Raw genomic sequence first — 22,928 nt, 5'->3', positions numbered from 1 at the left:
TTGAATGAAGAAGATCGCTCTTTCCGTCGCCGCGCTCGCGCTGACCGCTGGTTCTGCGCTCGCCGCCGATCTCCCCTCCCGCAAGGGCCCGCCGGTCCTTCCCCCGCCGCCCCCGCCGCCGCCCATGTGGACCGGTTTCTACGTCGGTCTGAACGCCGGCGCCACCTGGGCCAACAGCAACCAGCAGGTCGTCGCGGTCGGCCCGGTCGGCGTGGCCCCGAACTGGTCGCCCGGCTGGATCACCGGCGAGCAGGCCAACTACATCGGCGCCTTCAGCCTGGCCGCCTCTGCGGGCGGCGTGAACACGGGCAACAACGTCGGCTTCATCGGCGGCGGCCAGATCGGCTACAACTGGCAGTTCTACAACAACTTCGTTGTGGGCCTCGAGGCTGACATCCAGGGCATCGCCTCCAGCAATTCGTCGCGCACCTTCGCGACCGGCTCGGCCGTTCCCGGCATCGCCGGCAGCGCGCTCGGCGACTCCTTCGCCGGCATCCACAGCGTGCGCGGCAGCCTCGACTATCTCGGCACGGTGCGCGGCCGCCTCGGCTGGCTGTTCACCCCCACCCTGCTGGTCTATGGCACGGGCGGTCTGGCCTATGGCGGCGTGACGCTGAACTATGCGTCGGCTGTCGTCCCGTCGGGCATCTGGGGCAATACGCTGGCTCCGAGCTTCGGCGGCGTCAACTTCTCGAACACGCAGGTCGGCTGGACGGCCGGCGGCGGCCTCGAGTGGATGTTCATGCCGAACTGGTCGGCCAAGGTCGAGTATCTGTATTACGATCTCGGCACGGTCACGCAGAACTTCGCCCTGGCGTCGTTCGACCCGAACTTCCCGGGCGCCTTCGGCGGCAACGGCGGCGCCCTGTTCGGCGGCCAGGTGCGTGCGCGCCTCAACGGCAACATTGTTCGCGCTGGCGTGAACTATCACTTCAACTGGGGCGCTCCCGCTCCGGTCGTCGCGAAATATTGATAAACGACGCTCCAGCCTCGTCGTTTTCAATAGCGAGGAAGAAGCCCGGCGATTCGCCGGGCTTCTTTCGTTTTGCAGGGCCGTCACTGGATCAGGAGATCGGCCTGCAGCGCCCCGGCGCTCTTGATCGCCTGCAGGATTGAAATGATCCCGGTGGGTTTGAGCCCGATTTCGTTCAGTCCTTTCACCAGCTGTTTCAGCGAGGCGCCCGCCAGCATGGCGACCTGACCCGCCGGTTCGGCGGCGGAAATCGTGGTCTGGCTCGTGACGGTCGTGCGGCCGTTTGAGAAAGGCGCGGGCTGGGAGACCTCCGGCGTTTCCGTGATGCGCACTGTGAGGCCGCCCTGTGTGACGGCGACGGGAGAAATCTGCACGTCGGCGCCGATGACGACCGTGCCCGTACGCTCGTCGATAATGACGCGCGCGGGCGTTTCGACCGGCACCCGCAAATCTCCGACCTCCGCCAGAAAGCGCGTCGCATGGGCGCCTCTCGGCAGCGTCAGCAGCACGCTGCGGTCGTCGCGCTCCTGCGCCAGCGCGGACTTGTAGCGCTGGCGGGTGAATTTGTTGACGGCGTCGGCGACGCGCACGGAAGTCGCGTAATCCGGATTTCGCAATTGCAGGACCAGCGGACCGTCCTCGCCGGCCGTGGGGCGCGGCGGCTCGCGCTCGATCGTCGCGCCATTGGGAATGCGCCCGACCGTCGCGACGCCATGGGTCAGCGATTCATTCTGCCCCTGCGCGGCGAAGCCCGAGACCGCGATCGGCCCCTGCGCAATGGCGTAAACAGCGCCGTCCAGTCCCGTGAGCGAGGTCAGCACCAGCGTGCCGCCCATCAGCGAGGTGGCGTCGCCCATGGAGGAGACGGTGACGTCGATCGTGGTGCCCCAGCTCGTGAAGGGCGGCAGCGAGGCCGTCACCATGACGGCGGCGACGTTGCGCGTGCGCATGCTGTTATTGGGGCGCACATTGACGCCCATGCGGTCGAGCAGCGCGGAGGTCGACTGCTCCGTGAAGGGCGCGTTGCGCATCGTGTCGCCCGTGCCCTGCAGGCCGATGACGAGGCCGTAGCCGACGAGTTGATATTCGCGCGGCCCGACCGGCGACGTGATGTCCTTGATGCGCACGTCCGCCTCTGCGGCGGGCGCGAAGAGCAGCAAGGCCGCGAGGACGACGAAGCGCCGCATATCGTCAGCCCTCGCCGACGCGCACGGAGCCGTCGCTTTGCACGCGGCCCGAAAGGAAGAGGCCGCTGTCCTGATTGCGAATGCGGATTACGTCGCCGACGCCTCCGGCCTGCTGCGCGATTCCATAGGCCACGATATGCAGGCCGCCCTCGGCATAGACGATCTTGACCTGCGCGCCGACGGCGACGAGGCGCGGATTGTCGATGGCGATGACCGGGATGGGCTGCCCCGGCAACAGCGTGCGGCGCGCGACCTTGCCGACGAGCCCCTCGCGCGTGCGCATGTAGAAGCCTTGCGACTCCGGCGCGACGGCGCCCACGCGCGCGTCGAGCATCTGTTTGGTGATGGCGTCGCCGGGATAGATCGTGACGCGCGCGACGGGAAAACTCTCCTGCGCCTGCGCGACGCCGGCGCCGGTCGCGAGCAAAGCGGCGAGCAGACAGCGGGAAAGGGTCATCTGATGCCTTTCGAAATCGTGCCGGCCATTTCATCGGCGGCCTGAATGACCTTCGAGTTGAGTTCGAAAGCGCGCTGCGCCGCGATGAGATTGACGAGCTCCTTCACCGGATCGACGTTGGAGCTTTCGAGATAGCCCTGGTTGACGACGCCGAAGCCCGGATCGCCGGGCACGCCGACGATGGGCTGGCCCGAGGCCGCGGTCTGGCGGAAGAGATTGCCGCCGAGCGCCTCGAGACCCGCGTCATTGGGGAAGGTCGCGATGGTGATCTGGCCAAGCTGCTGCGGATTGGTTTGTCCCGCGATCATGGCGGAGACGACGCCGGTCTGGCTGATCGAGACGCTCAGCGCGTTGTTTGGCGCCGTGATCGTCGGGGAAAGCTGATAGCCGTCCACCGTGACGAGTTCGCCATTGGCGTTGGTGCTGAAGGAGCCGGCGCGCGTATAGACGGTCTCGTTGTCGGCGCCGAGGATCTGAAACCAGCCGCGCCCGTTGAGGCTCAGATCGTACGGATTGCCGGTGTTGCTCATGGCGCCCTGCTGTTGCAGGCTGCGCACGGCGGCGGTGCGCACGCCGAGGCCGAACTGCGAGCCCTGCGGCACGGTGGCGTCGCGGCCGCGGTTGGAGACGCCCTGGAGACGTTCCGTCTGATAGAGCAGATCGGTGAATTCGGCGCGCGCGCGCTTGAAGCCCGTTGTGTTGATGTTGGCGATGTTGTGGGAAATGACTTCGATGTTTTGCTGCTGCGCGCTCATGCCCGTCGCAGCGATGGCGAGTGCTCTCAAGACGCGTGCTCCCTCAGATCGCCATGCGGCTAATTTCCTGATAGGCGGAAACCGCCTTGTCGCGCAGCGCGATCGCCGTGTGCAGATCGCGCTCGGCCTGCATCACCGCGCCGACGACCTTCTGCAGGGATGCCTTGCCGTCGACGCCGGCGATGGCCGCCGCTTCGCCAGTCTTCAGCGAGTCGACGGTCTGCGCGGCGTATTGCTGCAACACCTCGCCGAAGGAGGCGCCGGCGGCCTCGGCCGTGGCGGCGGGGCGGGGGGGCTGGGCGAGGGCGGTCGCCGCCGTTTCCGCGAGCGGGCCGACAGCGGCGGCCGCGATGGAGGTCAGAGGAAGCATCAGGCGCCTTTCAGAAGATCGACGGTCATCGCGACGAGGTCGCGCGTCTGTTTCATGATTTGCAGATCGGCCTCATAGGCGCGATTGGCTTCGCGCAGATCGCCCATCTCGAGAAGCATGTTCACATTGGGCCGCTTGACGTCGCCATTGGCGTCGGCCGCGGGATTGCCGGGATCGCGCTCGATCGCGAAAGGGCTCGGATCGGTCCCGATGGCGTTGATCTTCACGAGATTGACGCCATTCGCGCGGTCGAGTTCATTGGCGAAGGAGACGGTCTTGCGCCGGTAAGGATCGGCCCCGGCGGTTTTTCCCGTGGACTGTGCGTTCGCCATGTTTTCGGAGACGACGCGCAGTCTCGCGGACTGGGCGGCGAGGCCGGAGGCGGCGATCTTGAGGGAAGCGTCGAGCGGATCGATCATGGCCGCGCCACCGACATCCACATCGTGTGGAAGCTGCGCATGAGATTGGTGTCGAGCGTGAAGGCGCCGCGGATTTCGCCGGCCTTGATCATCTCCTGCTCGGGAGAGACGGTGTTGCCGGAGATCGTCGTCTCCCAGGTCTCCGCGGGCTTCGCCGCGGCGGCCATGGCTTCGCTCGGGGAGGGACGCATGTGCAGGGGAGAGGAGCCCGCCATTTCGAGCGCGCTGCGCTCCATCACGCGCTCGAAGGGCAATGTGTCGAGCGCCTTGTAGCCGGGCGTATTGGCGTTGGCGACATTCTGCGCGACGAGCGACTGCCGGGTCGACAGCCAGCTCTTCTGCTGGTCAATGAGTTTGAAGAGATACACTGGCTCCATATTCGGCCTCACATGATCGAATGAGGCCAAGCTAGGCGCGCCCGCTTGTGTCTGGCTGGAGGTTTCAGGCCTCTGGCGCGCGCCTTTCGCGCGCCAGCAGCGCGCGCTTGCGGGCGACGCCCCAGCGATAGCCCGAAAGCTGGCCGTCGCTGCGCAGGATGCGATGGCAGGGGATGGCGACGGCGATCGGATTGGCGCCGCAGGCGCCGGCGACGGCGCGCGTCGCCGTCGGCGCGCCGATGCGCCGGGCGATCTCCGCATAGCTCGCCGTCTCGCCCGGCGGAATGTCGCGCAGCGCCGCCCAGACGCGACGCTGAAACTCGGTGCCGCGCGCATCGAACGGAAATTCGGGGCGCGAGGCCGGCGCGTCCAGAAGGGCGAGCGCGGCGGCGACGAAGCCCTCTTGATCCTGCTCCGTTTCCGTAAGCTGGGCTCTTGGAAAGCGGCGGCGCAGTTCCTCCCGCAGCGCCTCTTCTTCGTCGCCGAGCAGGATGGCGCAGACGCCCTTCTCATTCGTCGCGACGAGCGCGAGGCCGAGGCTGCATCGGCGCACTGCAAAGCGGATCATGTCGTAAGCTCCGCGAGTTCGGCATCGTCGAAGAGACGCGAGCGCGTGAGGAAGCGCCTGCCCGTGCCATTGTCGAGCGAGAACATGCCGCCCTGTCCCGGCACCACGTCGATGATGAGCTGGGTGTGTTTCCAGTAATCGAACTGCGCCGCGCCAATGTAGAAGGGCGCGCCGCCGATCTCGCCGAGCAGCACGTCGTTGTCGCCCGTGAGAAAGTCGCCACGCGGATAGCACATGGGCGCCGAGCCGTCGCAGCAGCCCCCTGACTGGTGAAAGAGGATGTCGCCATGCTCGGCGCGCAGACGCGCGACGAAGTCGAGGGCGGCTTCCGTCGCTGTTACGCGCATCGGCTTACCCGTTGTGTCCTCCAAGACCCCCTCCCTGTCCCGCCTCCGCTTGGCGGGAGAGGGGACGCTCACGATCCGCATTCTCTATAAAGCTCCCTCTCCCGCGACGCGGGGGAGGGTTGGGAGGGGCCTTTAGAAGAACCCCAGCTTCTTCGGGCTGTAGCTCACCAGCATGTTCTTGGTCTGCTGGTAATGATTGAGCATCATCTTGTGATTCTCGCGCCCGATGCCGGATTGCTTGTAGCCGCCGAAAGCGGCGTGCGCCGGATAGGCGTGATAGCAGTTGGTCCAGACGCGACCGGCCTGAATCGCGCGGCCGAAACGGTAGCAGCGATTGATGTCGCGGCTCCACACTCCGGCGCCCAATCCGTAGAGCGTGTCATTGGCGATCTGCAGGGCGTCCTCGTCATCCTTGAACGTCGTCACCGACACGACCGGGCCGAAGATCTCCTCCTGGAAGACGCGCATGCGGTTGTGGCCCTGCAAGACAGTCGGCTTCACGTAGAAACCGCCAGCAAGATCGCCGTCGAGCATGTTGCGCTCGCCGCCCTCGAGCACCTTTGCGCCTTCCTGCTTGCCGATGTCGATGTAGCTCAGGATCTTTTCGAGCTGCTCGGAAGACGCCTGCGCGCCGATCATCGTTTCGGGATCGAGCGGGTTGCCCTGTTTGATCGCCGCAACCCGTTCGAGCGCGCGCGCCATGAAGCGGTCGTAGATCTTTTCGTGGACGAGCGCGCGGCTCGGGCAGGTGCAGACCTCGCCCTGATTGAGCGCGAACATCACGAAGCCCTCGACCGCCTTGTCGAAGAAGTCGTCGTCGTCGCGCGCCACGTCCTCGAAGAAGATGTTGGGAGATTTGCCGCCGAGTTCGAGCGTCACCGGGATGAGCGTCTGGCTGGCGTATTGCATGATGAGTCGGCCCGTCGTCGTCTCGCCGGTGAAGGCGATCTTGGCGATGCGGTTCGACGAGGCGAGTGGCTTGCCGGCTTCGAGGCCGAAGCCGTTGACGATGTTGAGCACGCCTTTCGGCAGAAGGTCGCCGACGATCTGCGCCCAGACGAGAATGCTCGCGGGCGTCTGCTCGGCGGGCTTGATCACGACGCAATTGCCGGCGGCGAGCGCGGGCGCGAGTTTCCAGGCCGCCATCAGAAGCGGGAAGTTCCATGGAATGATCTGGCCGACGACGCCGAGCGGCTCATGGAAATGATAGGCGACGGTGTCGTGGTCGATCTCGGAAATGCCGCCTTCCTGCGCGCGCACGGCGCCCGCGAAATATCGGAAATGATCGATGGCGAGCGGCACGTCGGCGGCCATGGTCTCGCGGATCGGCTTGCCATTGTCCCAGGTCTCGGCGACGGCGAGACGCTCGAGATTTTCCTCCATGCGGTCGGCGATCTTGTTGAGAAGGCGCGCGCGCTCGGCGGCGCTCGTGGCGCCCCAGGCGGTCCTGGCGGCATGGGCGGCGTCGAGCGCGGCCTCGATGTCGTCCTTGTCGGAGCGCGCAATCTCGCACACCTTCCGGCCGGTGATGGGCGAGATGTTGTCGAAGGTGCGGCCCGATTTCGCGTCCGCCCATTCGCCATTGATGAAATTGCCGTAACGCGCCTCGAAGGGCGGTTTCGAGGCGGCGAAAGTCTCGTGCTTGGTCATCGGCGGCCTTCTTTGCGTTTCCATCCCGGCGCGCGCTTTCGCGCTGTTCCTAGCCGAGAGATAGTAACGCACAGGCCGGAGCCAAGAGAAAGGGCTGATGTCGCGGCTTTATCTCAGTCCAGGCAGGCCTTCGCCATGGCCTGAAACGCCCGCGCGCGATGCGACAGGGCGCGCGAGCCGTCGCCGGGCAGCGCGTGCTTCTCGGCCGACATCATCTCGCCGAAGGTCTTGTCGAGCTCGTCCGGTTTGAAGATCGGATCGTAACCGAAGCCCTTGTCGCCCTTGGGCGGAAACACGAGCGCGCCGTCGACGCGGCCCTCGAACTCCTCGATGTGGCCGTCGGGCCAGACGATCGCCAGCGCGCAGGTGAAATTGGCGCGATAGGGCGGCGCCGCCCCGCGCTCCTCGAGCCGGCGGCGCACGAGGTCGCAGGCCGCCTTGAAGTCTCTCGATTCGCCCGCCCAGCGCGCGGAATAGACGCCCGGCGCGCCATTGAGCGCATCGACGCAGAGGCCCGAGTCGTCGGCGAAGGCCGGCAGGCCCGAGGCCATCGCCGCCGCGCGCGCCTTCAGCGCCGCATTTCCGCGAAATGTCGTCTCCGTCTCCTCGGGCTCGGCGAGGCCGAGTTCGCCCGCGGAGACGGCGTCGACGCCATGCGGCGTGAGCAATTGTTGGAGCTCCCAGAGCTTGCCGGGATTGTGCGTCGCGATGACGAGCTTGCCGGCGATCCTGCGGTGGGTCATTTCGCCTCCAGCGCCGCCCGTTGCAGCGCAACGAGATCGGCGACGCCCTTTTGCGCCATCGCGAGCATGGCGCCGAGTTCGTCCTGCGAGAAAACCGCGACTTCGGCCGTGGCCTGAATCTCGACGAGGCCGCCGGATCCGGTGATGACGAAATTGGCGTCGGTCTGCGCGGTGGAGTCCTCGGCGTAATCGAGATCGATCACCGGCGTTCCGTTGAAAATGCCGCAGGAGACGGCCGCGACGTGATCGCGCAGCGGATTTTCCTTGATGATCGAGCGCGACCGCATCCATTCGAAACAGTCGCGCAGCGCGAGCCACGCGCCGGTGATCGACGCCGTGCGCGTGCCGCCGTCGGCCTGAATCACATCGCAATCGAGCACGATCTGACGCTCGCCGATCGCGGGGAGATTGGTCACGGCGCGCAGGCTGCGGCCGATGAGGCGCTGGATCTCCTGCGTGCGTCCGGTGAGCTTGCCGGCGGAAGATTCGCGGCGCGTGCGCGTGTGGGTGGCGCGCGGCAGCATGGAATATTCCGCGGTCACCCAGCCGCGGCCCTGGCCGCGCAGCCACGGCGGCGGCTTGTCCTCCAGCGATGCGGCGCACAAAACATGCGTATTGCCGAATTTCACGAGACAGGAGCCTTCGGCGTAACGGGCCACGCCGCGCTCGAAGCTCACGGAGCGCATCTCGTCGGGCGCGCGCTTGCTGGGACGCATCAAGAAACCCTTCTTCTTTGGAATTAGAGTCGTTCTAACCCGCTTTGGCGCGTCTTGGAAGCGCCTCCCTTATTCCTCGCTTGCGCTAATTGGATTGTAGTGGGAGCATGAAACAACGGAGCCGGCCGAAAAGGCTTCGGCGCATAAGGGAGGATATGATGGGCGAGTCGACCTCTTCCCACGAAGCGAGAGCGCGGGGACCCCGGCTGATCGCGCTGGCCGGTCCCTTCCAATGCGGCAAGACAACTCTACTGGAAGCCATTTTGTCCCATGCGGGGGCGATCCCGCGTCAGGGCGCCGTGGCCGACGGCGCGAGCCTCGGCGACGCGAGCCCGGAGGCGCGCGCCCACAGGATGAGCGTCGAGTCCAATATCGCGACCGTCGACTACATGGGCGACCGATATAGTTTCATCGATCTTCCCGGCTCGGTCGAATTCGCCCATGAGGCGCGCAACATCCTTCCCGTCGTCGACGCTGCGATCGTGGTGTGCGAGGCCGACGAGCGCAAGATTCCTGCGCTGCAACTGACGCTGCGCCAGCTCGAGGAGCTCGGCGTTCCGCATCTTCTCTTTCTCAACAAGATCGACGCCGCGACGATCGACGTGCGCCAGGCGCTCGGCGTCCTGCAGCCCGCGTCGCGCACGCCGCTGCTCCTGCGTCAGATCCCCATCTGGAACAATGGCGTCGCCGTCGGCTTCATCGATCTGGCGCTCGAGCGCGCCTATGTCTATCGCGAACACGCGCCCTCGGAGGTGATCGAGATTCCGAAAGGCGAGGCGGCGACGGAAAAGGAAGCCCGCTACTCCATGCTGGAGCGCCTCGCCGATTACGACGACGCGCTGATGGAGGAGCTCATCTCCGACATCGAGCCGCCGCGCGATCAGGTCTTCGACGATTTGACGAAAGAGCTGCGCGCGGGGCTCGTGGCGCCGGTCTTCATCGGTTCGGCCGAGCGCGGCGCGGGCGTCACGCGCCTTCTCAAGGCGCTGCGCCACGAAGCGCCGGGCGTCGCCGACATGCGGGCGCGCCTCGGCGTTGCGGAAAACGGACCGCCTCTTGCGCGCATTTTGCGCACGATCCATACGCCGCACGGCGGCAAGCTTTCGGTCGCGCGCGTGCTGCGCGGCGTTTTCTCCGATGGCCAGACGGTGACCTCGCCCAATGGCGAGGACCGCCTGTCGGGACTTTCACGCCTGCTCGGCCCCAATCTGACCAAGGTGAGCGAAGCGAAGGAGGGAGACGTCGTCGCGCTCGGCCGCCTCGAACACGCGCAGACGGGCGAGACGGTGGTCGCCGACGGCCGCGCGGAGAGCGCCGCGCTAACGACGCGCGCGCGCGTTCCGGAGCCCGTGCATGCGATCGCGCTTTCGGTGAAGGACCGCAAGGACGAGATGCGCCTCGCCGCGGCGATGGCGAAGCTCGTCGAGGAGGATCCATCGCTCGTCTTCGTCCACGATCAGGAGATGTCGCAGATCAAGCTTTACGGTCAGGGCGAGATGCATCTGCGCGTGGCGCTGGAGCGTCTGCAATCGCGCTTTGGCGTCGCCGTCGACGTGGCGAAGCCGACCGTCGCTTATCGCGAGACGATCCGCCACAAGGTGACGGTGCGCGGCCGCCACAAGAAGCAGTCGGGCGGGCATGGCCAGTTCGGCGACGTGGTGCTGGAGGTCGCGCCGCGCGGGCGCGGCGAAGGCTTCGCCTTCTCCGAGCGGGTCCATGGCGGCGCGGTGCCCAAGCAGTATTTCTCCTCGGTCGAGGCCGGGTGCCAGGACGCCATGATCCATGGTCCGCTGGGCTTTCCCGTCGTCGATGTGGAGGCCGTGCTGACGGACGGCTCCTATCACACCGTCGATTCCTCGGACATGGCCTTCCGCACCGCGGCGCGCATCGGCATGAGCGAGGCGCTCGGCAAGGCCGAACCCATTCTGCTCGAGCCGGTTCTGGCCGTGGACATCTTCGTGCCGAGCGACGCCATGTCGCGCGCGACGGGGCTCGTCTCGGGGCGGCGCGGGCAGATCATGGGCTTCGGGCCGCGCGAGGGCTGGGAGGGCTGGGACAGGCTGGAGGCCCTCATTCCCGAGGCGGAGATGGACAATCTCATCGTCGAGCTGCGCTCGGCGACGGCCGGCGCGGGCTTCTTCCAGGCGCGCTTCGATCATCTCGCCGAAGTCGTCGGCAAACAGGCCCGCGACATCGTCGCCGCCCACGTCGGTCACCCGGCGCGCGCCGCAGCGGGTTGAGTTACGCCCTCTTCCTCTCCCGCAGGATGCAAAGCCAGGCCCGCCCTTCCGGAACGACGGTAATGGCGGGTTTCGGATCGCCGCCCTATCTACCGCATCGAGAGCCATGGGGATGCCTGTGCGGCTGCATAGTCGCCGAAAACGCCGGAGCGTCGAGATGCGTCTTCTCCTGCTTGTTTTCTGGATATTTGCCGCAAGCCTGCCCGGCGCCGCGGCGGCTGAGAACGCACGCGCCGCCGTGGCGGGCGAAAGCCCCCGCGCAGCTGCCGAGAAGCAGCCCGAGCTGAGGACGCCGCCGGGCAAGCCGGCGCATTTTCGCTGCGCGAGGAAAATCACCCTCGGCCCGGACAAGAGCGAGGTCGCCTGCCTGTTGAAGAGGCACAATACTTACGCCGGAGGGCCCAGCCCGAAGCCGGCGCCGCAGCAGAAAGAGACTGGCGGGCGTGATCAGGACCGGCGGCAGCCTGGACGTCACTGAGGCGCCGCGCCGGTTCGTCAGTCGGCGGGCGCGGCCTGAGAGCCTATCTACGCCCAACAAAAAACCGGCGGCCTCCAGGGGCCGCCGGTCTGGCGCTGAAGCTTTCGTAGAGAAGCTCTAGGTCAGATACTGGCCGCCATTGATGGTGAGCGTCGAGCCGGTGATGAAGCCGGCGTCATCCGCCGCCAGGAAGACCACGGCGCGCGCGATTTCCTCCGGCTCGCCGAGGCGGCCGACCGCGATGTGGGAAATGACGTTCTTCTTCAGGATTTCGGGATCGACGGCCTTGACCATGTCGGTCGCGATATAGCCCGGCGCGATCGCATTGACGGTGACGCCCTTGCCGGCGCTTTCCTGCGCCAGCGCCTTCACGAAGCCGATGTCGCCGGCCTTGGAGGCGGAGTAGTTCGTCTGGCCCGCCTGGCCCTTCTGGCCGTTGATCGACGAGATGACGATGATGCGGCCGAAGCCGCGCTCGCGCATGCCGTTGATCACCGGGCGCGTGACGTTGAAGAGCGAGTTGAGATTGGTGCCGATGACGGCGTTCCACTGCTCCAGCGTCATCTTGTGGAAGAAGCCGTCCTTGGTGATACCCGCGTTGTTGACGAGAATATCGACCGGACCCAGATCCTTCTCGATCTGCGCGAGGCCGGCGGTGCAGGCGTCGTAATTGGAAACGTCGAATTTATAAACCGGAATGCCCGTATCCGCCTTGAACTTGTTGGCGGCCTCGTCGTTGCCCGCATAGGTCGCGGCGACAGTGTAGCCCGCCGCTTTGAGCGCCTTGGAAATCGCTTCGCCGATGCCGCGCGTGCCGCCCGTCACAACTGCTGTTCTGGCCACGTTTCTCTCCTCTCTCTCCAAATGGAAAGCCGCGCGCGTTCAAAGGCGCGCGGCGTGTTCTCCTGCCTCTCTTCGATGAGGCTCAGCGCTCCACGGTGAGCGCAATGCCCATGCCGCCGCCGATGCAGAGCGTGGCGAGGCCCTTCTTCGCGTTGCGGCGGCCCATTTCGTGCAGCAGGGTCACGAGGATGCGCGCGCCGGAGGCGCCGATCGGATGGCCGATGGCGATGGCGCCGCCATTGACGTTCACAATGTCGGTGTTCCAGCCCATGTCCTTGTTGACCGCGATGGCCTGGGCCGCAAAGGCTTCGTTGGCCTCGACGAGGTCGAGGTCGGAGACCTTCCAGCCGGCCTTCTCCAGCGCCTTGCGCGAGGCGGGAATCGGGCCGGAGCCCATCACGGACGGATCGACGCCGGCGGTCGCCCAGGACGCGATGCGGGCGAGCGGCGTGAGGCCGCGCTTCTTGGCCTCGGCCGCGCTCATCACGACGAGCGCCGCGCCGCCGTCATTGATGCCGGAGGCGTTGGCGGCCGTCACCGTCCCATCCTTGATGAAGGCGGGCTTGAGCTTGGAGACGCCTTCGAGCGTCACGCCGTGCTTGATGTATTCGTCCGCGTCGACGACGATGTCGCCCTTGCGAGTGGAGATGGTGTAAGGGACGATCTCGTCCTTGAATTTGCCGGCCTTCTGGGCGGCCTCGGCCTTGTTCTGCGACGCGACGGCGAAGGCGTCCTGCTCCTCGCGGGTGATCTGCCACTTCCGGGCGACGTTCTCGGCCGTGATGCCCATGTGGTAATTGTTGAAGGCGTCGGTCAGCCCGTCCATGATCATCGTGTCGATGAACTTCACGTCGCCCATCTTGGTGCCGGTGCGAAGCTGCGCGGCATGGGTCGAGAGCGACATGGACTCCTGTCCGCCGGCGACGACGATCGACGCGTCGCCCGCCTGGATCTGCTGGGCGGCGAGCGCCACGGCGCGCAGGCCCGAACCGCAGACCTGATTGATGCCGAAGGCGGTGGCGCTATCGGGAATGCCGGCCTTGATCGCCGCCTGGCGCGCCGCGTTCTGGCCCTGGGCGGCGGTCAGCACCTGGCCGAGGATGACTTCATCGACAGAACCGGGCTCGACCCCGGCGCGCTCTAGAGCGGCCTTGACAGCAGCGGCGCCGAGCTCGTGGGCCGGAACCGCGCCAAGGGCTCCGTTGAACGATCCGACGGCGGTGCGCGCCGCGGAAACGATCACGATATCGGTCGTCATGTCTGTCTCCTTGCAGATGGGTCGGGCTCTCGAGAAGCCCCGTTTGCGCCCGGCCGGCGCGGATGTGGTTGAGCATTTCGCGCTTGCGTTCGTCAAGCCGCGGCCCGTTTTGCACGGAATTGAGCGTGAGCGAAAGGCGTCGCGGAGGAAAATATTGCCGCAGGCGCCAAAATGCGCTTATCGTCGAACGAATGGTCCCTGGCGTTTTTTTGGGCGTCCGGCGGGTCGAGGGGAGCGGCGGCGCAGGTATGGCGACGGAAAAGAAACCTACTGTTATCAAGAAATACGCCAACCGTCGTCTCTACGACACGGGCACCAGCACTTACGTCACCCTCGAGGACCTCGCCGGCATGGTGAAGCGCGGCGAGGATTTCGTCGTCAGCGACGCCAAGACCGGCGAGGACATCACCCGCCCGGTGCTGACCCAGATCATCTTCGAGCAGGAGGGCAAGGACGGCCAGAGCCTGCTGCCGATCGCCTTTCTACGCCAGCTCATCCGCTTTTATGGGGATTCCATGCAGATGCTCGTGCCGAGCTATCTGGAGTTCTCCATCGACAAGCTGACCAAGGAGCAGCAGAAGTTCCGCGACCAGCTCACCTCGGCGCTTCCGGCCGGCCCCTTCGCCGAGCCGACGCGGGCCGCCTTTCAGGCGATCGAGGAGCAGACCCGCAAGAACATGGCCGTGTTTCGTCAGGCGCTGACCATGTTCAACCCCTTCGGCCTGCCGGCGGAAGGCGTGACAGGCACGACCGGCCCTTCGCTCGACGAGCGCGAGGCCGCCCCCGCCCGGGAGGGCGGCGCGGATGTGGCCGAGCTCAAGCGTCAGCTCGACGAGCTCAACAAGCGGATCGACAATTTGTCGAAGCAGGGATAGGGGCGGTCCCGATCTTCTGCCACGCGCTTTGGGCGTTGGACGGCCGGCTGGGCATGGATGGCCGGGACAAGCCCGGCCATGACCATCCAGGAGCCCGTCATGCCCGCGCTTGTCGCGGGCATTCAACTGCGGACCTCGCTCAACTCACGTATTGAACCTGAAGTGCATCACGTCGCCGTCAGCGACGACATAGTCCTTCCCCTCGAGCCGCAGCCGCCCCGCATCGCGGGCGCCCGCCTCGCCCTTGTTGGCGACGTAATCGTCGAAGGCGATGGTCTCGGCGCGGATGAAGCCTTTTTCGAAATCGGTGTGGATCACGCCGGCGGCCTGGGGCGCGCGCGTGCCTTTTTCGATGGTCCAGGCGCGGGCTTCCTTGGGGCCGACCGTGAAATAGGTGATGAGATGCAGCAGCTCGTAGCCGGCGCGGATGACGCGGTTGAGGCCCGGCTCCGTCAGCCCGACGGCCTCGAGGAAGTCCTTTTGCTCCTCGGGCGGCATGACCGCGATTTCGCTCTCGATCTTCGCCGAGACGACGACCGAGGCCGCGCCTTCCTCTGCGGCGCGCGCGGCGACCTTGGCCGAATTGCCGTTGCCCTCGGCGGCGGATTCCTCTTCCACATTGCAGACGTAGAGCACCGGCTTCGAGGACAGAAGCCCCAGCCCGTTGAAAGCCGCGCGCTCCTCCTCGGAGACTTTCGTCATGCGGGCCGGCTTGCCTTCGCGCAGCAGGACGAGGCAGCGGTTCATCAGCTCGACGAGCTCCTTCGCCTCCTTGTCGCCGCCCTTGGCCTTCTTCTCCAGAGCGACCACGCGCTTTTCGAGGCTTTCGAGATCGGAGAGCATCAGCTCGGTCTCGATCGTCTCGATGTCGCGGATGGGATCGACGCCGCCTTCCACATGAGTCACGTCGCCGTCTTCGAAACAGCGCACGACATGGGCGATCGCGTCGCATTCGCGGATATTGGCGAGGAACTGGTTGCCCAGGCCTTCGCCCTTGGAGGCGCCGCGCACGAGGCCGGCGATGTCGACGAAGGTGAGCTGTGTCGGGATGATCTGCTTGGAGCCGGCGATTTGCGTCAGCGTCTCGAGACGCGGGTCGGGCACCGCCACCGCGCCGACATTGGGCTCGATGGTGCAGAAGGGATAATTCGCGGCCTGCGCCGCCGCCGTCTGCGTGAGCGCGTTGAAAAGAGTCGATTTGCCGACGTTCGGCAAACCGACGATGCCGCATTTGAAGCCCATATCCGTCCCGTTCGATTGGAGTTGTTCGCTTGGGCGCGGTATGCGGGGCGGCGCGGCAAAAGGCAAGGGGGCGCGGGCGCCCCCTCGTTCGCGAGAGCGATCAGAGGCTTTTCAAATATTCCAGCAGGGCCTTTTTCTCGTCCGCCGAAAGCTTGACGCCGAACTCGTGGCCGCAGCGGCTGTTGCCCGAGTCGCGCTTGCCGCAGTCGTCGGCCGTATAGGTCGAACTCAACCCCGGCTGCTCCTGCGCGAGACCCACCTTGTCGATGTCATAGGCGCGGCCGACCTTGAACGAGGCGGGGCGCTTCGAGGCGGGTTCGAGCAGGTCGGAAAGCGTCGGCACCGAGCCATTGTGCAGATAGGGCGCCGCCGCCCAAATGCCCTTCATCACGCGCGACTCATAAGCGGGCGGGGGCGCCTCGCCAGGCTTCCGGTAGGTATTCTCCAGCGCCTGCCGCATCTTCTCGATCACCGCCGCCCGCAAGGCGGCCGGAGTCGCCGGCCTGATCGGCAGACACTCCTCCACGATCGGCCTGAACACATCCAGCCCGAAATGCAGCGGCGCCTCCAGGATCGAGCCGATGACGGACAGGCCGAGAATGCTGATGATCTTGTCCTTGGACTTCAGCGGCGTGTCGAGGCCCGGCAGGAAGGGCAGCGACGCCCCTTCGAGCACGCCGGTCTGCGCCTCGCGGGCCAGCACCGCATATTCCTTCGAGTCGGTTCCGACATCCTGTATCGGCGTCCGCCAGGTGCTGGGGTTGCAGGCGCGCGCCGCGCCAGTCGCGACCTCGTGGCACCCTGTCGCGCAGCCGCCGTCCTTGGGGGCGCGATGGAAGATTTCCTCGCCCTTGGCGACGAGCGCCGGGTCGAGCGGCCACGGCCATTTCGGCGGCTCGATCTGCTTGAGAAGAATTTCGAGCCTTTGCAGGCCGGCGTAGTTCAGGGAGGAATCGTTCAGAAAGTTGATGACGTCGGGCAGAATCGATTTTGTGGGACGATAGACGCCGAAGACGCCATAGACCTCGCCCACATTGCGCGCGAGGCCGAGAATATCGTCGCCATTGCGGGCGAAGCCCGGCCATTGCGTCGTGTCCTGAATGGGCGCGTTCCAGACGAAAGGATAGCGCACTGGCGCATTCGCGGATTCGATGTTGTCCCGGATGATGCGGGTCGGCGGCTCTCCGATGTCGAGCCCGGCGACGCGGTTGAAGATCATCGACACCGCGTCGGCGCGCCCCACACCCCACGCCGGCGAGGGCAGCGCCTTGCTCATCAGCGCGTGATAGGGCGCAAACCACGCCTGGAGGTCGTCGCGCAGCTCCTGACGGGCCTCCTCGCTCGCGGCGCCGACGGACTTGGCGAAACCGTCGAAAGCCGCGCCGTCTTTCAGGACGCGGTCCACCGCCGCGTCGATGTCGGCAAGAAGCGACTGGAAATCGGACAGCGCAGGCCCGCCGTCGATCCGCCAGGAGACGCCGTTCACCTCGATCTGGCGTGTGTGACACGCCGAGCAGGTCATGCTGAGCGTGCGGACGTTGTTTTCCGTGGCCGTGAGAAAGCCGACGGGGAGGCCGGGCGTCGGGCTGTCGGGATTGGGCAGATAGCCATAGCGGGTCAGGCCGTCGTCGAGGAATGCCGAGCCGTCGGCGCGCTTGAGCGCCTTGAACCAGGCGAAGGGCATGATCCGCGCCCCCTGGTCCCGCGTATAGAAGTCGCTGCGGCTCGCCTGCGTCCATTGTGCGCCCTGGCTCGCATATTTCAGTTCCGCTTTCGCGGGGGCGGCGGCGAGGGCAATCGATGACAGGCTCGCGAAAACGAGCAGGGAAATGGGTTTACGCTTCTCCCACATTGAATGATCTCCAATAGAAAAACCAAATATATCAGTAGGCTATCACGGTACGGTTCGGCGGGCAACCGCGGCGGCCGCCTGTCGCGGCGCTTTCCCCGCGGAATTCAGTTGACCCCCGAAGCCGGGGGACTGCAATAGGGCGTGGACATTCGATGCTTGACCCCGGGGTTGGTTGGCGCCACGGGGCGCAAGCCCGCGAGAGGCGATGGCTTTCATGGCGAGACGGACAGTTTCACGAAGGGTGCGCCTCGGCCTCGGCCTCGTCGCCTGCGCATGGCTCGGCGGGTCGCCGCTGCTGGCGCAAAACGCACCGCCGCTGCCGCCAACCGCGACGCCGGCGCCCGCGCCGCAACCGGCCGCGCCGCCCCCTGCAACGCCCGCCGCCGCGCCGAACCCCGCCGCTGCGCCGGCCACCGAGGCGAGCGCGGCCGCCCCCAAGCCCAAGCCGAAGCCCAAGCCCAAGCCGCCCGCGCCGCCGCGCGAGACGGCGCTGTCCGACGATCCGACGCCGGTTCTCCAGCCCGAAACCTTCTTCACGACCTCCAAGGCGTCGGAACGCTATGCGCAGATCGTCGATCTCGGCGGCTGGCCGACGGTCGGCGTTCCCTTGCGCGCGGGGGCCAAGGGACCCGCGGTCGTGGCGCTGCGCCGGCGCCTCGCGGCGGAGGACGACGCCGTCACCGCCACGCGCAAGCCGGGCTGGGACGCGGAGCTCACGGCGGCCGTCAAGCGGTTTCAGTTCCGCATGGGCCTCAAGCAGACCGGCGTGGTCGCGGGCGCCACCCTGCGCGCTCTCGACGTGCCGGCGGATGTGCGCTTCCGTCAGCTCGCCTCGAGCGCGCAGCGTCTCGCCGGCGTGGATTTCCCCTTCGGCGATCGCTACATCGTCGTGAACATTCCCTCGACGGCGGTGGACGCGGTGGAAAACGACCGCGTCGTCCGCCGCTACGCCGCCATCGTCGGCGATCCCGAACATCATTCGCCGGAAGTGCAGGCGAAGATCGTCGCGGTGAACATCAACCCCACATGGACCGTGCCGACCTCGATCATCAAGAACGAGATCGCGCCGAAGATGCTGACAGACCCCGGCTATCTCACGCGCTCGCGCATCCGGGTGCTCAACAATCGCGGCGAGGAAGTCGATCCGCGCTCGATAAACTGGGCGAGCGAGCGCGCGGTGAATTACACGCTGCGTCAGGATTCGGGCGCCGGCAATTCGCTGGGCTCGATCCGCATCTCAATGCCCAATTCGCACTCGGTCTATATGCACGACACGCCGTCGCGCAATCTCTTCGCCAATGACTACCGCTTTCTCTCCCATGGCTGCGTGCGCGTGCAGGGCGTCGTCGATCTTGCGGCGTGGCTGCTCGACGGCGCCAGCGGTCCCGCGCTGACCAAGGAGGAGATCGACGCGAAGATCGCGAGCGGCGAGCGCGAGGAGGTCAGGCTCGCGCGGCCTGTCCCGGTGGTGTGGGTCTACATGACGGGCTGGGCGTCCGCCGACGGCACGGTGCATTTCCGCGACGACGTCTATCACCTCGACGAGGTTGGCGGGGTGGCCGAACAGTAAAGTAGGCGCGGTAAGGGATCGAACGCCTCTCCTTCGAAGAAGGGCGCGAGGCGGTCAGTCGCCCCTTTCGCGCGCGCTTTCGTGCCAGCCGCGCAGCAGGAGATAGGAGAGCGCCGAGAGCGCGCCATAGATGGCGAGGCCGGCGAGCGAGATCAGCGCCAGCGCCGCGAACATGCGCGCAATGTCGAGCCTGAAGCCCGCCTCGACGATGCGATAGGCGAGGCCCTCGCCCTGGCCAGAGGCGCCCGCCGACAATTCCGCGACGATGGCGCCGACAAGGGAGAGGCCGCCGCCGATGCGCAGGCCCGTGAGAAACTGCGGCAGCGCTGACGGCAGCCGCAGATGGACGAGCCTTTGCCAGGCCGAGGCGCGGTAGAGGTCGAAAAGATCGCCGAGCGCGTGATCCACGGAGGCGAGGCCGAGCGCCGTGTTGGAGAGGATCGGAAAGAAGGCCACGAGAAAGGCGCAGACCAGCACGGCGTTGTCGGGCTTCATATAGACGAGAAGCAGCGGCGCGATGGCGATGATCGGCGTCACCTGCAAGACGACGGCGAAGGGCAACAGCGCGCGCTCGAGCCATTTCGATTGCGCGAGAAGCAGCGCCAGCGCCACGCCGGAGAGGGTCGCGACGGCGAGCGCCTTCAGCGTCACGCCGAGCGTGACGGCGAGCGAGGACAGCAGCAGCGCGCGGTCTTCGACGAGCTTGGCGAAGATCGCAGAGGGCGCGGGCAGCACATAGGGCGGAATGGTCCGCGCCGCGACGATCCACTCCCAAAGGCCGAGGAAAGCGAGGAAAACCGCAAGAGGGATGGCGATGTCGCGCAGCTTCACGCCGTCTCTCCCATGGCGCCGCGCAGGGCGAGGGAGGCGCGGCGCGCGGTTCGCGAAAAGCTCTCGCTCATGCGGTAATCGTCGTCGCGCGCAAGGGCGGGATCGACCCTGATTTCCTCGACGATGGCGCCGCGCGGGCGCGACATCACCACCATACGGGTCGAGACGAAGGCGCTTTCGAAAATGGAGTGGGTGACGAAGACGATGGTCGCGCCGAGTCGCTCCTTGAGCGTGACGAGCCCTTCGTTCAGCTTGCAGCGCGTGACTTCGTCGAGCGCGGCGAAGGGCTCGTCCATCAGCACCAGCGAGGGCCGCGTGATGAAGGCGCGGGCGATGGCGCAGCGCATTTTCATGCCGCCCGAAAGCTCGCGCGGCAGCGCCCGGGCGAAATCGGCGAGGCCGACCCGCTCCAGCGCGTCCATGACCCGCTCGCGCGAGCCGGCGCGGCTCTCGCCGGCAAGGCGCAGCGGCAGAAAGACATTGTCGAACACATTGGCCCAGGGGAGCAGCGTCGGGTCCTGAAAGACGAAGCCGATGTTTCGTCGCGCCGAGTCGTCGGCCCAGACGATGGCGCCGGCGCTCGGTTCGGTCAGTCCCGCGATCAGGCGCAGCACGGTGGATTTGCCGCAGCCCGAAGGGCCGAGCAGCGTCAGCGTCTCGCCCTGCCGCACGTCGAGTTCGAGGCCTGCAAGCGCCGTGACGCCGTTGGGAAAGGTCTTGCCGACGTTCTGGAGCGAAACGAGGATCGGCGCGAGCGCGTCCCGTGCGCGTCCCGAGGACTTTTCTTCGCTTGCGATGAAGAGAGAGTCGCTCATGGCCGCAGATCCATGCCGACCTTCTTGCCGATGAAGCGCAGCGTATAGCCTTTTGCGTAATCGAGGTCCGCCGGCGCGACGCCCGCCTTCGCCATTTTCTGAAAGAAGCTCTTCATGCGCTGATCGGTCATGACGCCGACGCCATAGGTGCGGGCGTCGCCCCCGTCGACGACTTCGCGCTCCTTCAGTTTCGCCAGCGAAAAAGCGATCTGTCCGTCGGTCATCTCCGGATTGTCGCGCTTGATCGCCGCATTGGCGGCGGCGTTGTCGCCGTAAAGATAATTGTACCAGCCGATGATCGAGGCGTCGACGAAGCGCTGCACGAGATCGGGCTTCTTTTCGATCGTGTCGGCCCGCGTCTCGATCGTCGTCGAATAGCTGTCGTAGCCCACGTCCGAAAGCAGGAAAACATTGGGCCTGAAGCCGCCCTGCGTTTCGACGGCATAGGGCTCGGAGGTGAGAAACCCCTGCTGGATCGACTTCCTGTCGGCGATGAAGGGCGCCGAGTTGAAGCCATAGGGCTTCACTTTTCCGTCCTGAAAACCATAGGCCTGTTTCAGCCATTGCCACAGGGAGGCGCGCATGTCGTTTGCGATGAAGACGGTCGCTTTCGGCAAATCCTCGAAGCGGTCGAGCCCTTCGCCCGGATGCGACATGAAGATGACGGGATCGATCTGGAACATGCTCGCGACCGTGACGAGCGGCACGTTCTGCTGCACCGATTCGAACATCTGAATCGTATTGGCGCCCATGGCGAAGTCGACGCGTCCCGCCGCGAGCAAGAGCCGCGCGTTGACCTGCGGCCCGCCCTGCTGGATGCGGACGTCGAGCCCATAGCGCGCATAGGTGCCATCGGCGGCCGCCTGATAGAAGCCGCCATGCTCGGCCTGCGCGCGCCAGTTGGTGGCGAAGGTCACCTTGTCGAGCGCGAGCGCCGGAAGCGCGACAAGGAGCGCGACGCATGCCGCGAGAAAACGAAGAAACATGAAGGGGCGCGCTCCGTTTGACCTCGCGGCGGCGGGATGACTTACACGCCGCTGGATTTCGATGAGAAATGGAACTTCTCGACGAGCATCGGCGGGGCCGCCGCCGCGCCGCCGCCGCCGGCCGCGCGCCATGTCCGTTCCGTCGGCCCGAGCGCGACGATATTGGCGAAGAGATCGCCGAGCCGCTGATTGAAGCGCATGTTGCGCACGGGCGCGGTCACGCGGCCGTTCTCGATCAGGAAGTTGCCGTCTCGGGTGAGGCCGGTGAGCAGCAGGCCCTTGGGCTCGACCATGTTCTCGTACCAGATGCGCGTCACCAGCACGCCGCGCTTCACCGAGCGGACCATGTCGTCGAGCGTGGCGTCGCCGCCCTCCATGATGAAATTGCGCGCGAAAGGAATGGCCTCGGCGCCGGTCTTCTGCGCCCAGGCGCGCGAGCGATAAAGCGAAGAGACGACGCCCCTGTCGATGAAGGCGCGGGCGCGATGCGGCACGCCCTCGTAGCCGACGCCGCCTTCCGGCGCGAGCGGATCGGCGGGGTCGATGCGGATCGTGAGTTTCTCGTCGAAGAGCGTCTCGCCGATCAGCGCGCCGCCGCCGGGGCGCGCGTAGAAGCTGCGGCCTTCGTCCGCCGCCCGCGCATCCATCGCACTCAAGGCCCAGAAGGCGAGTTCGGCGACGGCGACCGGCTCGAGGATCACGGTGTAATCGCCGGGCTCGAGATCGACGGGCTCGGCGTCATGCGCGGCCTTCTCGCAGGCGCGGCGCGCGATGCTCTCCGCGTCGAGGCGCCCGGCGAAGAACTGATGCGCGCCCGCCCAGCCGGACCATCTGTCGGATTTGTTGCGCGCCGTGGCCGAAAGGTCGATCTCGCTGCGCCGGTCATAGGCGAAGAGGCCGGCGCTCGTCGCCAGCGCCTCGAAGCGCCGCGCGCTCGACGCGCAGCCGAACGTATCGACGCCGACGCGCGCGCCTTCCTCGATCACCCGCGCCGCCTGGGCCGCGAGCGTATCGAGCCGCAGCGCGGCCGCGTTGTCGTCGTAGCGCGCCGAGGTTTCATAGTCCTGCGGCCCCAATGGCGCGACATAGTCGGGATCGACCGGCAACATGCGGGCGATCTCCTCCGAGCGGACGCGAGCGGCGTCGAGCGCGGCCTCGTCGAGGCGCGTCGTCGTCACCGAGCCGACGCGCCCGCCGATATGGGAGGAAATGCGCAGGCTCGTCTCGGAAATGGCGAGATTGGTGGTAGCGCCGCCGCGCGCGAAACGCAGGCTGTAATCCTCGCCGCCGTCGATCTTCACGACGCAGGCGTCGGCGTTGGAGCGCGCGATGATTTTCCCGGCGATTGTCTTCGCGTCGTCTGAGGTGAGAAACAT

General features: G+C 66.4%; 24 protein-coding genes. 5 read left to right on the top strand and 19 right to left on the bottom strand.

The genetic code is table 11. The annotated features are described in order from the left end of the window. Positions 1-4: 4 nt before the first annotated feature. Positions 5-973, top strand: a complete 969-nt coding sequence (locus WOC76_RS16480; RefSeq protein WP_341105325.1) for an outer membrane protein — start codon at positions 5-7, stop codon at positions 971-973. A gap of 83 nt (positions 974-1,056) precedes the next feature. On the opposite strand, the gene WOC76_RS16475 is transcribed toward WOC76_RS16480, so the two are convergent. The 11 genes from WOC76_RS16475 to rph all read right to left on the bottom strand — a co-directional run bounded on the left by WOC76_RS16475 (position 1,057) and on the right by rph (position 8,562). Further along, positions 1,057-2,160 carry a flagellar basal body P-ring protein FlgI gene (locus tag WOC76_RS16475; RefSeq protein ID WP_341105327.1) on the bottom strand — a complete coding sequence of 368 codons (1,104 nt, stop codon included), beginning with the start codon at positions 2,158-2,160 and terminating at the stop codon, positions 1,057-1,059. Positions 2,161-2,164: 4 nt separating this feature from the next. Then, positions 2,165-2,617, bottom strand: coding sequence for a flagellar basal body P-ring formation chaperone FlgA (gene flgA / locus WOC76_RS16470; protein ID WP_341105328.1), 453 nt, complete (start codon positions 2,615-2,617; stop codon positions 2,165-2,167). After that, positions 2,614-3,402 carry a flagellar basal-body rod protein FlgG gene (gene flgG / locus WOC76_RS16465; RefSeq protein WP_341105329.1) on the bottom strand — a complete coding sequence of 263 codons (789 nt, stop codon included), beginning with the start codon at positions 3,400-3,402 and terminating at the stop codon, positions 2,614-2,616. Before flgG ends, flgA begins: the two co-directional genes overlap by 4 nt. Positions 3,403-3,415: 13 nt before the next feature. After that, entirely contained in the window at positions 3,416-3,742 is a 327-nt protein-coding gene (locus tag WOC76_RS16460; protein WP_341431498.1) for a flagellar hook-basal body complex protein FliE, read from the bottom strand. Continuing rightward, positions 3,742-4,161 carry a flagellar basal body rod protein FlgC gene (flgC, locus tag WOC76_RS16455; protein WP_341105333.1) on the bottom strand — a complete coding sequence of 140 codons (420 nt, stop codon included), beginning with the start codon at positions 4,159-4,161 and terminating at the stop codon, positions 3,742-3,744. Before flgC ends, WOC76_RS16460 begins: the two co-directional genes overlap by 1 nt. After that, positions 4,158-4,568, bottom strand: a complete 411-nt coding sequence (locus WOC76_RS16450; protein WP_341431497.1) for a flagellar basal body protein — start codon at positions 4,566-4,568, stop codon at positions 4,158-4,160. Before WOC76_RS16450 ends, flgC begins: the two co-directional genes overlap by 4 nt. 34 nt (positions 4,569-4,602) lie before the next feature. Next, positions 4,603-5,106 (bottom strand): methylated-DNA--[protein]-cysteine S-methyltransferase, encoded by a 504-nt coding sequence (locus WOC76_RS16445; RefSeq protein WP_341105335.1) that lies wholly within the window; start codon positions 5,104-5,106, stop codon positions 4,603-4,605. Beyond that, positions 5,103-5,453: a DUF779 domain-containing protein gene (locus WOC76_RS16440; protein WP_341108740.1), complete on the bottom strand. Its 351-nt coding sequence runs from the start codon at positions 5,451-5,453 to the stop codon at positions 5,103-5,105. The genes WOC76_RS16445 and WOC76_RS16440 overlap by 4 nt, the downstream gene beginning before the upstream one ends. 132 nt (positions 5,454-5,585) lie before the next feature. Then, positions 5,586-7,103 carry an aldehyde dehydrogenase gene (gene adh, locus WOC76_RS16435; RefSeq protein WP_341105337.1) on the bottom strand — a complete coding sequence of 506 codons (1,518 nt, stop codon included), beginning with the start codon at positions 7,101-7,103 and terminating at the stop codon, positions 5,586-5,588. Positions 7,104-7,216: 113 nt separating this feature from the next. Continuing rightward, a complete protein-coding gene (gene rdgB, locus WOC76_RS16430) occupies positions 7,217-7,846 on the bottom strand; it encodes an RdgB/HAM1 family non-canonical purine NTP pyrophosphatase (RefSeq protein WP_341105338.1) in 630 nt (209 codons plus the stop codon). After that, entirely contained in the window at positions 7,843-8,562 is a 720-nt protein-coding gene (gene rph / locus WOC76_RS16425) for a ribonuclease PH (RefSeq protein WP_341105340.1), read from the bottom strand. Before rph ends, rdgB begins: the two co-directional genes overlap by 4 nt. A gap of 158 nt (positions 8,563-8,720) precedes the next feature. Between rph and WOC76_RS16420 the strand changes: the two genes are divergently transcribed. Then, positions 8,721-10,802, top strand: a complete 2,082-nt coding sequence (locus tag WOC76_RS16420) for an elongation factor G (protein WP_341105342.1) — start codon at positions 8,721-8,723, stop codon at positions 10,800-10,802. Positions 10,803-10,959: 157 nt separating this feature from the next. Continuing rightward, complete coding sequence (locus WOC76_RS16415; protein WP_341105344.1) at positions 10,960-11,280, top strand: hypothetical protein; 321 nt, start codon at positions 10,960-10,962, stop codon at positions 11,278-11,280. Positions 11,281-11,397: 117 nt separating this feature from the next. On the opposite strand, the gene phbB is transcribed toward WOC76_RS16415, so the two are convergent. Further along, a complete protein-coding gene (gene phbB, locus WOC76_RS16410; protein ID WP_341105345.1) occupies positions 11,398-12,123 on the bottom strand; it encodes an acetoacetyl-CoA reductase in 726 nt (241 codons plus the stop codon). A gap of 82 nt (positions 12,124-12,205) precedes the next feature. Further along, positions 12,206-13,381, bottom strand: coding sequence for an acetyl-CoA C-acetyltransferase (locus WOC76_RS16405; protein ID WP_341105346.1), 1,176 nt, complete (start codon positions 13,379-13,381; stop codon positions 12,206-12,208). Between the two features lie 248 nt (positions 13,382-13,629). Between WOC76_RS16405 and phaR the strand changes: the two genes are divergently transcribed. Next, the gene (gene phaR / locus WOC76_RS16400; RefSeq protein ID WP_341389033.1) at positions 13,630-14,256 is read left to right on the top strand and encodes a polyhydroxyalkanoate synthesis repressor PhaR; all 627 of its coding nucleotides are present in this window, start codon (positions 13,630-13,632) and stop codon (positions 14,254-14,256) included. Between the two features lie 144 nt (positions 14,257-14,400). Here the strand turns inward: phaR and ychF are convergent, their stop codons facing one another. Together ychF and WOC76_RS16390 are read right to left on the bottom strand one after the other, a co-directional pair. Beyond that, entirely contained in the window at positions 14,401-15,498 is a 1,098-nt protein-coding gene (gene ychF, locus WOC76_RS16395; protein WP_341105347.1) for a redox-regulated ATPase YchF, read from the bottom strand. Between the two features lie 100 nt (positions 15,499-15,598). Further along, a complete protein-coding gene (locus WOC76_RS16390) occupies positions 15,599-17,350 on the bottom strand; it encodes a di-heme-cytochrome C peroxidase (protein WP_341105350.1) in 1,752 nt (583 codons plus the stop codon). Positions 17,351-17,564: 214 nt separating this feature from the next. Here WOC76_RS16390 and WOC76_RS16385 point away from each other — a divergent pair, with 214 nt between their 5' ends. Then, entirely contained in the window at positions 17,565-18,920 is a 1,356-nt protein-coding gene (locus WOC76_RS16385) for a L,D-transpeptidase family protein (protein ID WP_341105351.1), read from the top strand. A 54-nt stretch (positions 18,921-18,974) separates the two neighbouring features. Here WOC76_RS16385 and WOC76_RS16380 read toward each other — a convergent pair whose 3' ends face one another. From WOC76_RS16380 to WOC76_RS16365, 4 genes are read right to left on the bottom strand one after another with little or no spacing between them, the layout of a single operon-like run. Continuing rightward, entirely contained in the window at positions 18,975-19,751 is a 777-nt protein-coding gene (locus tag WOC76_RS16380; RefSeq protein WP_341105353.1) for an ABC transporter permease, read from the bottom strand. Next, entirely contained in the window at positions 19,748-20,566 is an 819-nt protein-coding gene (locus WOC76_RS16375) for an ABC transporter ATP-binding protein (protein ID WP_341105355.1), read from the bottom strand. Before WOC76_RS16375 ends, WOC76_RS16380 begins: the two co-directional genes overlap by 4 nt. After that, positions 20,563-21,552 carry an ABC transporter substrate-binding protein gene (locus tag WOC76_RS16370; RefSeq protein ID WP_341105357.1) on the bottom strand — a complete coding sequence of 330 codons (990 nt, stop codon included), beginning with the start codon at positions 21,550-21,552 and terminating at the stop codon, positions 20,563-20,565. Before WOC76_RS16370 ends, WOC76_RS16375 begins: the two co-directional genes overlap by 4 nt. A gap of 41 nt (positions 21,553-21,593) precedes the next feature. Then, entirely contained in the window at positions 21,594-22,928 is a 1,335-nt protein-coding gene (locus WOC76_RS16365; RefSeq protein WP_341105359.1) for a TldD/PmbA family protein, read from the bottom strand.

The sequence above is a fragment of the Methylocystis sp. IM3 genome, assembly GCF_038070105.1.
Classification (GTDB): domain Bacteria; phylum Pseudomonadota; class Alphaproteobacteria; order Rhizobiales; family Beijerinckiaceae; genus Methylocystis.
The sequence above is the reverse complement of the archived record's forward strand: the minus strand, read 5'-3'. Positions and strand labels throughout refer to the sequence as shown.